The 17,188-nt window shown below is 51.2% G+C and carries 8 protein-coding genes; 3 read left to right on the forward strand and 5 right to left on the reverse strand.

The window, feature by feature from the left end:
• Positions 1-216: 216 nt before the first annotated feature.
• The 3 genes from G5168_RS13395 to G5168_RS13405 all read right to left on the reverse strand — a co-directional run bounded on the left by G5168_RS13395 (position 217) and on the right by G5168_RS13405 (position 5,663).
• Positions 217-1,893: an Ig-like domain-containing protein gene (locus tag G5168_RS13395; protein WP_421252314.1), complete on the reverse strand. Its 1,677-nt coding sequence runs from the start codon at positions 1,891-1,893 to the stop codon at positions 217-219.
• Between the two features lie 243 nt (positions 1,894-2,136).
• The gene (locus G5168_RS13400; RefSeq protein ID WP_421252315.1) at positions 2,137-2,841 is read right to left on the reverse strand and encodes a ZirU family protein; all 705 of its coding nucleotides are present in this window, start codon (positions 2,839-2,841) and stop codon (positions 2,137-2,139) included.
• Between the two features lie 68 nt (positions 2,842-2,909).
• Positions 2,910-5,663, reverse strand: a complete 2,754-nt coding sequence (locus tag G5168_RS13405) for an inverse autotransporter beta domain-containing protein (RefSeq protein WP_421252316.1) — start codon at positions 5,661-5,663, stop codon at positions 2,910-2,912.
• 870 nt (positions 5,664-6,533) lie between these two features.
• Between G5168_RS13405 and G5168_RS13410 the strand changes: the two genes are divergently transcribed.
• The 3 genes from G5168_RS13410 (at position 6,534) to G5168_RS13420 (ending at position 11,694) form a co-directional block, all read left to right on the forward strand.
• Complete coding sequence (locus G5168_RS13410; protein WP_227342784.1) at positions 6,534-8,660, forward strand: alpha-galactosidase; 2,127 nt, start codon at positions 6,534-6,536, stop codon at positions 8,658-8,660.
• Positions 8,661-8,868: 208 nt separating this feature from the next.
• Positions 8,869-10,212: a melibiose:sodium transporter MelB gene (gene melB / locus G5168_RS13415; RefSeq protein WP_227342782.1), complete on the forward strand. Its 1,344-nt coding sequence runs from the start codon at positions 8,869-8,871 to the stop codon at positions 10,210-10,212.
• A gap of 174 nt (positions 10,213-10,386) precedes the next feature.
• On the forward strand, positions 10,387-11,694 hold the full coding sequence (locus G5168_RS13420) for a carbohydrate porin (RefSeq protein ID WP_421252317.1): 1,308 nt from the start codon (positions 10,387-10,389) through the stop codon (positions 11,692-11,694).
• A gap of 579 nt (positions 11,695-12,273) precedes the next feature.
• On the opposite strand, the gene G5168_RS13425 is transcribed toward G5168_RS13420, so the two are convergent.
• Entirely contained in the window at positions 12,274-15,336 is a 3,063-nt protein-coding gene (locus G5168_RS13425; protein ID WP_421252318.1) for a beta-galactosidase, read from the reverse strand.
• 54 nt (positions 15,337-15,390) lie between these two features.
• A complete protein-coding gene (locus G5168_RS13430) occupies positions 15,391-16,671 on the reverse strand; it encodes an MFS transporter (protein ID WP_421230904.1) in 1,281 nt (426 codons plus the stop codon).
• Positions 16,672-17,188: the final 517 nt, after the last annotated feature.

Below are 17,188 nucleotides of genomic sequence, written 5' to 3' on the forward strand. Positions count from 1 at the left end.
TCCTCTGATAGCTTTCATATTTGTACTTCTGCATGGGGTTGGTTTTATAACCATTCCAAGCTCAACGAGCTGTAGTATATGGATATTACTCTTGTTGTTCAGTAGTGATGGCGTGAATAACCGACAGTGCAAAATTGAGGGGATAATGGTGATCACATCACCACTATCCCCGGTTAGTTCCATTCAATCGGTATCGTTCCGGGAAACAAGGCCTCCTCAACGACGTATGCACGCTACCTGGCTAGGCTGTGTGTCACCGAATCCACCAACGAGACCTGTGTGCATATAGACGGCGGCATGTGCACTAACAGCAAGAGGGTCGTACGTCTCACTCGTCCAATAGTCATCGAAAGAGCCACCACACTTGTTAGCCAGTGGCCATCCATGAACATGACACAAGGCATAATTCTCACCAGAAGAAGGAGATATCTCGACAAACAATGCCTGCAATTCAGCTACCGTCGGTAGACGGCGTCCGATGCTATTGCAGTAGTTGTCGGCATCCAGCCAATTCATGGTGGCCGGATCCGGCTTGAGGAATCTCGTTATCATCAATTCTGTAAAGCTGACCGTTGCCGCTTTTTGCACGGTATCGCTATTTTTCGCATATAGCGTCACCTCCACATCCTCAACCACGCTGTTGCGCAGTGACACGATCACCTCACCAACGTCATTGGTAGTGGTCGTCCATGGCGACTCGTTATCGAACGTGGCGGTGCCCTTGTCAGCACTGAACTGCACAGTGATCGGCACATTTGCCAGAACCGACCCAGCAAGGTCTTTGAATTTGGCCACTATTGTGTTCAAGGCCTTATTATTGGCGGGCTGATTATTGGTCCCCACGGCTAATGTATCTAGCACCGGAAAGAGTGCGAAGTTGGCATCACTGGTCATGCCCGTGTCACCAGAATTGGCTTCAGCCCTTGCCGTCACGGCGACCGTCTCAGCCCGGGTGTTGATGAGGGTCACTGTTGCCAGACCATTACTGTCGGTCACACTTGTCGCTGCGCCCAAGGTTGCCGTGGTGCTGCCATGCGACCATACCACGCTAGCGCCCTGCATGGGGTTCCCCTCGATATCATGCACAGTCGCAGTCAGCAGGTCAGCGCTGACGTTATCCGCAGGCTGATTGTCAGTGGTGGTCACCAGCTGGGCCACTCTCGCGGTGGCAGGGTTGGCGGCCAGAGTCACCTGCAGTGATGGAGGAAGAGTGGTCAAGGGAGCGCCATCCAGCTGTGGCGTCAGGGTGACAACGCCAGACTTGGTCCCCGTCAGGATGTACTCATAGATGCCATTGCCCCGGTCGTTTTCCATCAGGGAGATAACATCTGTATCCACACCGCTATAACCTAGCTCCACCCGATCACTGATGCCGATTACCGGTGTTTGATTGTCGTCTTTGAGGGTCAGCGTCAAAACTGCGTTATCAACCCCATCCGCCACTATGGTGGACTTGTCGACACTGAATGTGGATTTGGCGGGGTCTGGCCGCCCCTGCACCACCGCAGAGAGCGAACTGCTTGTCTCGACTCCCTCGGACGGATCGGTCACCGCCGGATTGGTGGCCGGGATGACCGCAAAGCGAAGCTGTTTGCCACGCTCGGCATCGGTCAACAGATAGCGATCACCTCTGGCGAGTTCGATGTCACTATTATTCAGCCAGCGCAATACACTGCCCTGTTCCTCGTCGGTATCTAGGTCATTAAAGGTATATGTTCCCAGCAGGGTATCCCCCACCAAGGGCGCCGCCGGGCCAGTCAGTGTCACGCCAGATGCCACTGGCGCACGCCCCTGCACCGACAGGGTGTGGGCACTTTCAGCCATTGCTCCTGTCGTTTGCCACAGCACCATACACAGTGCCAGATATGACAAATAACGAGATATCACCTTCATTCAAACACTCTCCGGTTTACGACAGCACCATCACCTGCTGTAACTAGCCAGCCTCGCCATTTTTACAGGCCAAGCTGATTAAAATGGTGGGCGCCCGCGGGCGCCCTGTATTACCGATTGATGTGCCCACCTCACCTTCCCTGGCAAGGCAGGACAACCCGTTATCCATCCGATAACCATCAACCTCTTGCTGCGGGCGATGGTCCGGATATCATGCCCATCCAGCCGGGGCTGGTGATGGCTTTACTTCTTGGTGACATCAACCCGTAGCTTGCGCTTCTGATCATCCTTGCTTGGGGTGTAGGTTTCACTGACAGCCCCAGGAATGTTGATGTAGTTGCCACCTGCACCATCCTCAATTTGCCATGTGTAGTTGTAATCACTCGCCACCCCAACCCCACCGGCACTGGTAGTGACCTTGGCCCTGAGTTCGGTCGAGACAATCGGATTGCCAGCAAGCGCAGCGTCAGTGGCCGCAATGACGATCTCGACGGCATCCACCTCATTGGGATCAACCACATCAACAGAACCATCGCCATCAGGAGAACCCCCCGCCGCCGCAACTTCATTCCCCTGATAAGGGTCTGTCGTGGTTGCATCGGTTTGCGGAATAACTCCTGCTGTGATTTGGGTACCAAGATCTGCCAAAGTCAGGGTATAACTATCATCGGTTACCCCCATATCAATGCCATCGCGATACCACTTGTACTCACTCGGTGCTTGAGCATCCATATCCGGATCATCAAAACCTTGTTCTTCAATTTTGAGGCTGTCACCTACATCCACTCGACCGTTGTTGTTGACATCGACATAGTTGAATGACACTCCAGTCAACATTGGGGGTCGCCCCTTCACAGTATCGGTTGGAGCCGATGTCAGCGCGCTGGCGCCACTGGCTACCCCCCACATTACCATTGCGATCGATACCGCGATTTTTTGCTTTCTCATCACTTGCTCTCTTCCTTTTGGCTACAAAAAATGACTTACATGGCGTCGATAAACGCCACTCCGGATGCTCACAGCGCCGCAACAATGACGCGCACCCGTTTCTTCTGATCCTCTCGCACGGGTAAATAGGTCACACTGGTCGCCCCAGCGATATCCACAAAACGTCCAGTACCGACCTCCTCCTCGATCTGCCACTGCCAGGTCAGTCCTGTGCGGCACGCGCTCGAGCCGCAGTCAGGCACGGCCGTCAGTACAGACCCCACCTCAGGAAAGCCGTTAACTAGCCCGGTAATCGTCACTCCCATCAAGCTCGCGAGGTAATTCACACTGCTAGCCGGCCCCGTGTTGCCGCTCTTGTCGGTAGCCGTGGCAGTAATGGTGCCACTCCCCTGCACCGTCGGGGCTTCCAGGCTGTAGTTGCCATCCACGTCCGCGGTCGTGGTGCTGGTCGTGCCATCCGGCCAGGTAATGGTCACCGTGCTGTCCGGTTCAGCCTTGCCACTGACCTCCGGCTTGTTGTCGCTATTGCGATCCGTCGCAACCAAGGTCGGAGCCCCAGGTGCCGTTGAGTCGGTGTAGTTCACGCTGGTAGCCGGCCCCGTGTTGCCGCGCTTGTCTGTAGCCGTGGCGGTGATGGTGCCACTCCCCTGCGCCGTCGGGGCTTCCAGGCTGTAGTTGCCATCCTCATCTGCAGTCGTGGTGCTGGTCGTGCCATCCGGCCAGGTAATGGTCACCGTGCTGCCCGGTTCCGCTTTACCAGTGGCCTCTGGCTTGTCGTCACCATTGCTGTCGGTCACTGTCAACGTCGGGGCCCCCGGCACAGTTGCATCATCAATAAACTCAAACTCCATGCTGTCACGCGCCACATGCCCACTCGGGAAGGTGACCTCTACATCCAGGCGATACCGAGTGCCGGGGTTGGGTTGCCCAGGCGCAACCAGCTCACGCCCCGTCAGTACCTGTGCAGGCCCCTGAAATGTCAGGCGATAGCGGTACTGGTAACCATCGCGGTCCGCTTCTACATCCCCCTCAATACTCTCAATCGGGATCCCATTTCGCGCTTTGGCAGGCTTCTGACGGGGATCAACCACCCCCCAGTCAACGTGGTAGTGAGCACCGGGGCGAAGTTGAACAAAGTGTTCTGCCAACTGAATAGCGGGTTGCAGCCCAGAGTCTTCCGAGACGACAACAACCCCTTCCGCGATGGCTTCATGGCCATCAATGTCGGTGACGATGGCAACGATCGGATATTGATTGGATTGGCCAATGCGATAGATGGGCAAGACCGGAAGTGTAAGGGAACGTTTGTCCTGCCCAACCGTATCGACAGGGCCAAGTCCACTGAGCCCCAGGATCTCGCCAAACCACTGGATGGAGGCTATCTGGCGGGAATGCTGAATGTTGAGCGTCAAGGTCAGGGCTTGCCCCTCTCCCGCAGAATACTGGTCGTTGAGAGAGGCCTTGAGGAGTACCTTGTCGCGATACTCGAGCACCATGTCATTGTTACGCTCAACCAGATCGTGGCGCATACCTGCCAGCGACTTGTCGACACGGGACGGATTCAGCATGTCCGAGAGCGTGGCCCCCAGCTTCCACTCCAGCCCCAGCGTAAAACGGGTGTCATGTTGCCTGCCGCTCGCTTCAACTTGCTCGACATCCATCTTGAGTAACGGGAAGGGGTTATAGTGCAGACCGGCAGTGATGGCATGCGGATCGCGCTCAAGCTGATCTGCGCCCAGCAAGTCAACCCGCTCCCCCAAATACTGCTCGGCAGTGAGCGATGCGCTCCATTGCGGATAGGCCGGCAGATAGGCCTCAAGACGCACATCCATACCGCGTGCTGCGCGCTCTTCCATACCCTCAAACCGTGGGGAGTCACGCCAACTGCTCAGTGGTGTATAAAAGTTGGCACCCAACTTGAGATAGTCACGCCACGCCTCAGCCCCGACTCCCGCACGCCAGTGCCGGTTGGTCAGGTCATAATCAGCAAACAGGTTGTAGCCCAGCATCCAGCGGTCTAGGAAATGACGCTGGCCCACCCCCAGGTTGGCAATGGTGCGCGCCTGCCCATTTCGGCGTAGACCAAACTGGGTAAACAGCAGGGTCTGCTGCTCTTCCGCAAGCGGCAACAAGAGATCCGCCTCGGCAGTGACCATATTGAAATCGTCATCCAGTGTCACCCGGGTTCTGGCTGTGCCCATCGTCCCCAGCAAGGATGCTGCATAGGCATTGGCCTCCTCTTCAAAATGGGTGACCAGTTGCTGACGCCAATACTGCTTCTCTTGTTCTGACCCATGATGCGGTGCAGTCGCATCCTGTGTAACGCTCTGCGCGGAAGGTGGTAGATGCCGCAGACTTCGTTTAAACCCCTTAACCAATTCACTGTGGTTTTCCTGATCTGCCGGCATCTCTGACTCGGCAGGCGAAAACAGCTGCCCCAAGCGGGCAGCCTGCTCGGCAACCTTCTGCTCGACATCCACAGGGGTTGGCGCAGGCGCCGTCAAATGCAGTGGATTGGCGCCTGACAGCGCAGGTAAAACGGACGCACGCGGTAAATTGATAGTGTCACCTACCGGCAAATGAGGGACGTTTAGCGCCAGGTTGCCATTTAATGCCAACAGTTGGTGAGGTGTTGTGCCAAACTGGCGTGAGACAGAACCAAGCGTATATCCCTTTGCTATCTGATAGCGCATAAGTTCAGGTTGCTTGGCTGCGGGCATGGAGAGTTGCCCAGCCGCATAAGCCACAGGAAATAATGCCTGCTGTCCTAAAAAGAGATAAGTCCAGACGCTTTGATGGACTTTACTTGGTGTGAAACTCATAAATAGACCCTTGAGTATATCTTTAGCGGCAGGACTATATATGAGGGGCTGCATTTGAGATCTATATATTAAATTTTAAAGTCACAATAAATAAATAATAAATGTAATTAATTTAAATAACCCACCTTGGTATCAGCTTGATACATATAGCATTTCTCTTTATATCAGCCATAAATACAAACAAAACAGACCTCATTGAGCCCTATTGCATCAGGCATGCTCATTTAACTGGAATTCAGAAAATGTGACAAGCATCACAATTAAATCTATTTATAATACAGCTTGAGTTCAGGTTTGCTGCGATGTCAGTCCATGAGCACCCCTGTTCCCCTAATACATTTTAAAGTTCAAAAAACATCCACCAACAAAGAATCTTAATTTTTATCAGCATCCTACTTCACCTTGGTATATTTCTGTGTCACCACCGCTCGAACATTGATCCACTCTGGCAAACGTTTCCGATTAAACAGTACATCAGCTGTGATTTACTCGCGGAACAGAAACTTCATAAGCAAAGCACGAGTAATTTGCGTGCCTCCTATGAAAAGAGAGTGCATCGCCATAAATAGAAAAGAGGTCGACACCTCTTCATATTAAAATAATAAATTAATGTTATGCCAATTGGTTATTTTCTTTCTTCATTTACGACATCAGTGCTAAAAAAAACAGTACCACTCCTCCATAAAATTCAATTAAGGCTAAAAAAAAGCCATTTTTGTGAGTCAGGTAGCGCTATTGATTTTTTTTAGTCACACCAGTGGAATCGTTTACACTACTGTTGCGCCAACCACATTAATTAATCGGCATTTTATTGTTCTGTCTGCCGTCAGCATTAATTACTCCCCTCTTTCAGAGGCCAAAGGTAGAGAAATGGAAAAGATCTGCAAGATAAGTGGTCGACGCACGGAAATGCTCGTTAACCTGACGCAAGGAGCTGAAATTATCTATTGGGGCAACAAGTTAACATTGACGCCCCCGGAGCGCTGCCTATCCCTTGATCGGCCAGTGCCTTTTGGCCGACTGGATTGCGATGTCCCGTTAACTTTGTTTCCGGACTCCGGTTCGGGCGTCTTTAGCTCCCCTGCATTGGAAGGGCATAGAAATGGTCAGGATTGGTCTCCGGTCTTCACTATTCAGTCTGTCGAGCACGACGAACATTCCCTACGCCTTGTCAGTCATGATCCTGTCGCTCGCCTGTGTCTCTTGACTGAACTCACCATAGATCCTCTTTCTGACATTGTCGCCGTGCGCCATACCCTGAACAATGAAAGCGAGGAGCCCTTCACGGTAAACAGGCTCGCGACAACATTGCCATTACCCATGCGCGCCATTGAGTGTTTGTCATTCTACGGGCGTTGGGTTAATGAGTTCCAACAGCATCGACATATCCTGATGCACGGTGGATTCCAGCAAGAGAACCGCCGTGGTCGTACGTCTCACGAACACTACCCGGCGCTCATCATCGGCACCAAAGGATTTGATGAACAGCACGGAGAAGTATGGGGAGCTCATCTGGCCTGGAGCGGTAATCATCGAATGCGAGTTGATGTAAAGGCTGATGGTCGTCGTTTCTTGCAGGCCGAAGCACTCTACTACCCGGGGGAAATTTGCCTGCAAAAAGATGAACGCATCACGACCCCCTGGCTCTATGCAACCTATTGTGCTGATGGCCTGAATGGCATGAGCCATCAATTTCACCAGTTTGTGCGTGAGCACATCCTGACCTTTCCGCAGCGACGCAACTATCAGACATGCCGACCGGTACATCTCAACACATGGGAAGGTATCTACTTTGAGCATGATCCAGACTACATCATGTGTATGGCCACTGAGGCAGCCAAGATGGGTGTGGAGCGCTTCATCATTGATGATGGCTGGTTCAAGGGCCGCTGCAATGATAGGGCGGCACTGGGTGACTGGTACCTGGATAAGCAGAAATATCCTGATGGTTTGCAGCCGGTTATCGAACATGTCAAAGCCATGGGCATGGAATTTGGCATCTGGGTTGAACCAGAAATGATCAGCAAAGATTCTGATCTATATCGCCAACACCCCGACTGGCTGATGGAACTCGATGGCTATGAGCAACCAACAGGTCGCAACCAATATCTGATCGACCTGCAGAATCCTGATGCCTTTGCCTACTTGTTGGAACGTCTTGATGACCTGCTGAGCCGCTATGATATTGCCTATCTCAAGTGGGACATGAACCGTGAAACGGTCCAGCCTGCTCACCACGGACAAGCTTGCCAAACACGCCAGGTACAAAATGTCTATCGACTGATGGACGAGCTTAAAACAAGGCATCCACATATCGAGATTGAATCATGTGCTGCCGGTGGTGGCCGTATCGATTATGAGATCCTAAAGCGAGTGCAACGTTTCTGGCCATCTGATAACAATGACGCACTCAAACGTCAGGAGATCCAGAGCGGGTTTAGCTATTTTTTCCCGCCTGAAGTGATGGGCTCTCATATTGGCGCTCGACATTGCCATGCCACTCGCAGAGTATCCGACATCGACTTCCGCGGGATCACAGCCTTGTTTGGACATATGGGAATAGAGCTCGATCCGGTCAAAGAGTCGGACGAAGAGAAAGCTGGCTTTGCAAAATACATCGCATTGCATAAGCAGTATAGAAACCTGCTTCATAGCGGAATCACCTACCGTATTGAAAGCGACGATCAACAAGCTCAAAAAATCCATGCTGTCATAACTCCTGATGCCAAGCATGCATTAGTGATGGTTGCACAGCTAGATATGCCTACATATGCCCACAGCGGCACTTTACGGATACCGGGATTAATCGCGCAAACACAATATCGCGTCAACGTCATCGCGCATCCGAATAACTTTCATAATGGCCTGGTTAATAAGCAACCCGTCTGGAGCCTTGCTGGTATCGTATCAAGCGGCGAATGGCTGCGCCAAGTAGGTCTGGCAATGCCAATTCTTGATCCAACTACGGCCATCTTGATCGATATATCAGCGTTATAAATTGACAGTTTAATTATCTCGATTCACAAATAATCAGAGCGAAACGGCCATTGAATTATGGCCGTCCTCGATGTCATCGACATGATTAAAAACCGGCCAAGATAACCCTTTGGGTTTTCATTATATTTAGACTAAATCTTCATTATTTCACGTTATTGTATTAATCAAGAAAAATCACACATGACACTCACAATAAGGATGAAACTTTATGAGTATAAGCAATGTCGCCAAACTTTCCTATGGTATAGGAGCCCTTGGTAAAGATTTGGCATGTTCGATAATTTACATTTATTTAATGTATTACTATACCGATGTCGTTGGCCTTGAAGCTGCATTCGTAGGCACTTTATTTTTAGTCGCCAGAATTTGGGATACGTTCAACGACCCCATCATGGGTATGATTGTTGATAATACTCGCAGTCGCTATGGTAAGTTCAGACCATGGATCGTTATTGGTACCCTGATAAATTCAGTCGTGATGGTAGCTGTTTTCTTCACCCATGAGTTTGAAGGAACCGCACTATACATTTATACAGCTATCAGTTATATCCTCTGGGGAATGACATATACAATCATGGATATTCCCTACTGGTCGTTCATTCCCGCGCTAACCAGCAATAAGAAAGAGCGAGAGCAGATTGTGGTGATCCCTCGCCTGTTTGCAAGCTTTGCCTGGTTTGTTATGGGAGCCTTTGGCATGAAAGCTATCGATATTTTGGGTGATGGCGATAGTGGTGCCGGCTTCGCCAAGGTATCGATGATTATTGCGCTAATATTCATTTTGAGTGCTTTGCTGACCGTATGGAAAGTAAAAGAAGATAGCGCTATTGCGACCAAGGTGTCTGAGAAGATCAACTTTAAAGATGTAAAAGCGATTATCTTCCAAAATGATCAACTAAAGGCTTTGATAGGTATTGTGTTGTGCTTTAACTTGGCAATGCAGTTAGCCGGTAGTTTTGCTATCTACTACTTCACTTATGCGATGGGCGATAAAGATATGTTCGCCGTCTTCATGGGATTTGCGGGCTCTGCCGAGATCATCGGACTGGTGTTATTCCCACTGATCGTCAGCAAACTATCTCGCCCCATGATTTGGCGCCTTGCTTGTGTTTTCCCACTGATGAGTTATGTCATCTTGCTGCTTACCGGTCATTTTATGCCAGAGAATACACTACTGATCGGAATGGCAGGAGCCGCAATGAAGTTGGGCTCAGGCTTTGCCTTGGCGATGTCAACTCTTATGTTGGCAGATGTGGTTGATTACGGTGAATACAAGATGGGCATGCGCAGTGAAAGTGTCGTCTTCTCGGTGCAAACCATGCTGGTGAAAGCTGCCAGTGCATTTGCCGGCTTCCTGACTGGTATTGGGCTAACAATAGTTGGCTATGTCCCAAATACTTTGCAAAGCGAAGGCACTGTGCTGGGAATGCAGGTCTTGATGTTAGGCATTCCGAGTCTGCTAATTTTTCTGAGCTATCTGATTTATAAATCAAGTTATAAGCTCAATGGTAAATTTCACGATGAGATACTGGCCGCACTGGGTCGAGTTTGAATATAGAGAAAAACAAGTTGCAAGAAATAAGTGAGTTCGTCATTTAGGTTCTCACTGATAGTCGCATCATTTTCACATTAATAGCTCTAGGTTACCTGGTGAAATAGGTCGTGCCTTTTATTCTCTTAACGATGCAAAGAAAATCCATTTAATATTGACAAGTAAGGAAAATACATGAAACTAAAAAAATCAAACTGCTTCAGTCTGCTTTTATTAGCGATGCTGCCTTTGTCTTCTCAGGCTGCATTTGAAAATTTCACAACTATGGGATATGCCAAGTGGGGCAATATAAACACGAATAACGATGAACGTAATGGGGGTAAAGGAGAACTGGATGCTGTACTACGAGCCCAGGAGGGGTATGGCAACTATCGTCTTGGTAATGAGATGAACTGGTGGGAGTTGGGTTTCAAGGCTGACTTGCGGCGGCAAGAGGAGGCTTACTTCGATTTCACATATTATATTGGCAGTGGCGACAAGTGGAGCGATGTCGGTACATTACAGGTCTGGTCTTCTGCTCATAATATATTGCCAAGTTTGCCTGGCGCGGTAGTCTGGGCCGGGGAGCGCTTCTATCAGCGCCATGAAGTTCACATGATCGATGTCAAGTATTGGGATGTCTCTAACAAGGGCTTTGGTATTGAAAATATTGACGTTAGCGGCACCAAGCTTCATCTCGCCTATTTCACCCCGGAGAGCAGTTATAATGCCCTTGGTGAAAATGGGGCCTACCATGACGAGATCCGTTCGTTACACCACTTTGATGTTCGACTATCCGATATAAATATAAGCAGTGGTGCACATATAACGCTCGGTTTGAACTATGTATTCGCCCAGAATGATCATTTCGAACAGTTTGATAACAAAGGTTATCCAAATCAGGAGATCACGGATAGCGGTGCAATGCTGAGCATGCTATACCAGCAGAAGTGGGTTCTAGGTAGTAATACGTTCGCTATGCAGTATGGTATCGATGGATTGGCTGGCGGTTTGATGAGTGCCGAGGGTGCATCAGCAGTAAAATATGCGATTGGAGTCGACCATGATGGCAGTAGTTTCCGCGTTATAAACCATGGCGATCTCATTTTTAATGACAAGTGGAGTGCTCTTTATTCAATAGCTTATCAAAGCCTGGAGCTTGATAATGAGTACGGCAGTGACTGGTTCAGTGCTGGTATGCGTCCGCAATATAGTTGGAATGACTTTACAGCAACGGCTCTTGAAATTGGTTACGAGCGCGTCAAGGCTCAAAATGGTTCAGGTGTGAACAACTTCTCCAAGGTAACGTTGGCACAAATGTTCCAAGCTGGCCGCTCTGTCTGGGCTCGACCAACCCTGCGTTTATTTGCCACCTATGCCGAACTGGATAATGAGTGGAGTCGTCAAGGTGATGTGTATGGCAAACCTGTTAAGTTGACTGGCGATAAAGCCGGTAGTCAAAACGAAGCGACTTTCGGCTTTAATATCGAAGTATGGTGGTAAATATATTTACTAAAAAATGTCGCCATACTAAATACCAGTGTTAAATTATCTATGCACAATGCCAGTCAGTTATATATGACTGGCATTGTTATTAGTTGGCTGCATGTGACACGATATATACCTGAGTCGTGTTTACAATGATTAATTACGAAAACTCTGTGCCTCTAGGCTATATCTCATATTGATGTTATTGATAGGCATGGTTGCACGATAGTGACAGTTCTATATAAATATCTTTAATAAAGAGTATGATAAATATTTCTCTGTGATGAAGCCAGCAATATTTTTTGGTAACCTCCGATAAAAATATAGCAAAACCGTTCTGATGAGGTTAAGTAATCAACACTTCCCTAAGGGAAACATCATGGCTCACTTTTTACAAACTTGATTTTTATGAGATAGCTTCTACACCAGAAAATAACGAGTTTGTTATCTCCATCAGATGAGATATCCAGCTTGGTGAACTCGAATCTTCTCCATGAATCTAACCTAGTGTAGAAAGTATGTTTATAACACGCCATAAAATAGAAGCGCCGGATGATACCCGGCGCTTCATCATGATGGTCTGGCAGGCTTCACTTAATAAAGGGTGCAGCCCCAACGGTAACGACTCTCGAGCAGTTGATACTCGGGACGCACGCTCTGGCTCCAGGAGTCATCCCCGCCCACCCCCATGTGGGCGCCATCGAGGCAGACCCACAGCCCCTCTTCGGCCACCAGATCGCTCTGGTGACGGGCGGCGGCCAGCTGTTGCTGACTGAAGCGGCTGGCACTGAAATGGAAGCTGCCGTTCACCGTCGTGCTGCCCAGCTGCAACTGGCGGGTATCGCAGCGCAAGCCGTTGTCGCTCGGGAAGATGTAAGGGGTGTGCATCGCCTCCAGCGGCAGGCTCCAGCGCCCCAGATCGGCGCCCAGCAGGCGATCCGGATAGTTCTCGTGCGGCCCACGCCCCAGCCATTCAGCTCGCGCCGGGACCTCGGCCAGATGGAGCAGCAGGCCAATCCGCGGCAGCGACGGCAGCACCTGCGCCAGCTCGGTCTCTATCTCCAGGCTCATGGCGCCATCGTCGGTAAAGTGATGATGCCAGTGACTCACCAGCAGCAGCTCATCGCGGTGGAAGTAGCCATGGCTGACCCGGATATCCCCTCCGGCGACCGCGATCCCCAGACAGCGGTGCTGCCACTGACCGAGGCCACAGCCCTGCCAGCGAGCAATCCAGGAGTTGGGGTCGGCGTGATCCGCTTCGCTGGTACCGATGTCGTTGTCGAGCGGCGCGCGGTAGAAGTGATCCATGATCGGCGCCAGCAACTGCTCCTGCCCCGATTTTTGCCAACTGGTGATGCGGCCGCTCTGCTTGTCGAGCCACCACTGGCTGTTTGCGGCGGTGATCCACCAGCCATCCGGCTGCTCGCTCAGGGTGGCGGCAGCGGCGGGAGCAGGCAGGGCAAGGGGGGTCGGCAGAGTGAACTGCTGACGGGCGACTTTGTGATCCGCCTGCGACCAGAGGGTGTCCTGTGGCTGAACGATGGCCAGATCGAGCCAGGCCAGTGAGCCTGCCGCAAAGGGAGGCAGCGTCCCGCTCAGGGTCAACTCGACCACTCCCTGTGGCGCCAGCTCAAGGGAGATCTCCCCCTGCTGCTGCACATGACCGTTCTCGCACAGCTGCCAGCGAAGCCGCTCGTTGTCGGTTTCCCGAAACAGGTATTCGCTCTCGATCCGTACCCGCAGCGGGGTGTGCTCGAGCAGGGTGAAGCGGAACGGCTGCTGGGCACGTTTTGCCTCGAACAGGGTGGGATGGGGGGTGCGATCCGGGAACAGCAGACCGTTGCAGCAGAACTGGCGATCGTTTTGCACATCACCGAAGTCGCCGCCGTAGCCCCAGTAGTGGCGACCATCGGCGGTGTATTTGTCGAGCCCCTGATCGACCCAATCCCAGACAAACCCACCTTGCAGGCGTGGATGATCGCGAAACGCCTGCCAGTAGTGGGCGTAACCCCCCAGACTGTTGCCCATGGCGTGGGCATATTCGCAGAGGATCAACGGCCGGGTCTCTTCCGGCAGGCCGATCCACTTGGCCAGCGCCCACTTGGGCACCGCCGGGAAGGGCTGATCCTGATGGGTTCTGGCATACATGGGGCAGATGATGTCGGTGGCCGGGGTATCGGCCCCGCCCCCCTCGTACTGCACCGGACGGCTCGGATCGCTGCGCTTGATCCAGCCATACATGACATCGTGGGCCGGGCCGTAACCCGACTCGTTGCCCAGCGACCAGATGATGATGGAGGGGTGGTTGAAATCCCGCGCCACCATGCGGGTCGCCCGCTCCAGAAAGGCGTTGCTCCAGGCGGGATCCCGCGCCAGCCGCCCCATCGGAGTCATGCCGTGGGTCTCCAGATTCGCCTCGTCCACCACATAGAGACCGAGCCGATCGCAGAGGCGATAGAAGTCGGGGTGGTTGGGATAGTGGGAGCAGCGCACCGCATTGAAGTTGTGGCGCTTCATCAGCAGCAGATCCCGCTCCATGGTGGCGCGATCGATGGCATAGCCTTTGGCGGGGTGATGCTCGTGACGGTTGGCACCGCGCACAAGCAGCGGCTGACCGTTGACCCGCAGCAGGCCGCCACGGATCTCCACCACCCGAAAGCCCACATCGCACGCTTCGCTCTCGATGGCCTGACCCTGCTCATCAAGCAGGGTCAGGGTCAGGCGATAGAGATGGGGCGTCTCGGCGCTCCACTTGCGCGGCGCTGCCACGTCGAGCCACAGCTCGGCGTGATCGTCGTATGCTCCTTTTTCATCAATGACTTGGGTGCCGATCGGCTGGCGCAGGGTCGCAACCCGCTCGCCACCGTCATAAAGATTGGCCTCCACCGACAGACCGGCCCCATTGGCCACCTGCAGTGCAATCTTGAGACGACCATCCCGATAGCAGGCGTCCAGCTCGGGGGCCACCCGCATATCCATCAGATGGCGGGACGGTTTGTGCAGCAGGCTGACGGAGCGGAAGATCCCCGACAGCCACCACATATCCTGATCTTCCAGATAGGAGCCGTCGGACCAGCGCAGTACCAGCACCGCCAACCGGTTGCGACCGGTGTGCAGATAAGGAGTCAGATCGAACTCGGCGGGCAGGCGGCTGTCCTGGGAGTAACCGACCCAGCGGCCGTTGCAAAAGAGGTGGAAGGCGCTGCTCACCCCGTCGAAGATGATCCGGCTCTGGCCGCTTGCCAGCCAGTCGGCGGGCAGTTCGAACTCGCGGGAGTAGCAGCCAGTAGGATTCTCTGCTGGCACTCGCGGTGGATCGCAAGGAAAGGGGTACTTGATATTGGTGTAGATGGGGTCATCGGTGAGCGGCCGCGTAGCCGGATAGGCGGCATCCAGCTGCCAGTTACCCGGCACTGTAATGGGGCAAGCATCCGCCAGATCCTGCGCCAGCCAGCTCTCGGGCACCCGCTCGGGGGCGGCAAAGAAGGAGAAGCGCCACTCGCCATCGAGCAAGAGACGGGAGGAAGAGGCCAGATCACCCCTGGCATCCGCTTCGCTGCGCCAGCTGAACATGGGGGTATGGGTGGGTAAACGATTAACACTGGTCACAGCCTGTGTTTGCCAATCGGCACGACAAATGATTTGGTGTAACGCCATACTGTTATTCATCTTTTATAACCTTTTTCAAATCTCTGATTACAAAATGGTCGGTTAGTAACTAGCGGCTTTTTTTAAAACCATCGTTCTACCCTTTAACAGCCCAAGTGGTCCCATTCCCGAGAGGGTAAAGACAGAAATAAAGGTGAAAGTTGCGGCAATAATGCCCAATACCAAGTAGGTTTCACGAAAGCCCATCACCTCATACATAGATCCAGCCCACACAGACATAAACATGGTTGCTAGCTGCTTGAAGAACTGATAGCCAATCAACCAGATAGTCGCACTAAAGCGAACATCAAATTCACTAGTGATGTACTTGAATGTACCGACCAACAGGAATGGAACTTCCAACATATGTAGAGTTTTCAGCAAAATGACATGGCTAACTGTCTCGGCGAATGAGGAGCCGATGATTCGAATAGACATGATGGTCCCAGCGATTAGCAGGGCATTTTTTCCGCCAATTCGATTCACAATCAGTGGGGCAAAAAACATGATGCTGGCGTTCAGTAACTCCCCCATCGTAGTGACATAACCAAAGTAACGAGTACCTTCTTCTTTTGTATCAAAGAATGCGGTAAAAAAATTCGCGAATTGCTGATCAAATACGTCATAGGTACATGCCACCCCGACGACATAGAGGGTGAAGAACCAGAATTTTGGTTGTTTTAACAATCCCATTGCCAGTTTTACGCTAAACCCTTTCTGATTGGCGCCAATACTATCTAGCACTTCACTGGTGCTACCACGACCAGGGTTGATAAAATAGAATAAAACCGCCATTACAACAGCAAAAGCAGACCCCATCCAGAACACGAACTCATTGTTGATGGTAAACATGATCCCTACAATAGAGGCACAAAGGGCCCAGCCTATTGCGCCAAACATCCTTGCTCGGCCAAACTCGAACTGACTGGAGCGACTCATCTTCTCAACATAAGCCTCTATGGCTGGAGCCCCGCCTGCAAATACAAAACCGATGTACATGCCCCCTACGATAGAACCGAGATAGATGTTCAATTTCAGCAATGGTGCCAATACATAAAGAAAGAAGGGCGCGAAGAATACCAGTAGTCCAATGATTATCCAGAGCAAATGCTTTTTCAGCCCTAACTTGTCAGAAATCAGCCCAAATACTGGCTGAAATAGAAGTGCAAATAAAGAAATAGTGCCGAAGACAATTCCAGTTTCAGCCTTGCTGATATCATTGACATCATGCAGCCAAATCGGGAAAAATGGAAAATAAGCTCCCATTATAAAAAAGTAAAGAAAAAATATGGCACCGAACATTACCATATTCCTATTCAATCCAAACAATCTTTCTATACTCATCAAATATCCATCCATTGTCCATAATAAACCATTGACTTGAGAGAATGTCCTCAGACTGCCCTCGCCTCATGACAAGATTACGAACTAATTACGATGCATATTGTGACGTAACACACACCGATGTAAACGATTACACCAGCACCATATGGAAGTATATAAAAAAGAGACCCCACTAGCACAATCAAATAATAAATTTCTGATTATAAAAATAATAAAATATGGAAAATTAAAGCAGCTTCATTAATAGAATCGAAATTATGTAGATGGAGGTTATAGAGATAGCGACCTGATCTCATCAGGTCATTAAGCAGACCATGGTGATAACTGCTCCCCCTACGATGGTGGCCAAGATGATTAGACCACTACAAACCCGTTGGTGATGGGGGGGCAGGGACGCTCCCATGATGCAGACTTGATAGAGGGTAGTGGTGATCAGATCACCGAGTCCTCAGTTAGTTTCATTCAAGCTGCATCAATTTGGGCAACAATGCTCCCTTTAAACATATAACTGGACAGT

It is taken from the genome of Aeromonas sp. 600724, from assembly GCF_049175135.1.
Classification (GTDB): domain Bacteria; phylum Pseudomonadota; class Gammaproteobacteria; order Enterobacterales; family Aeromonadaceae; genus Aeromonas; species Aeromonas veronii_A.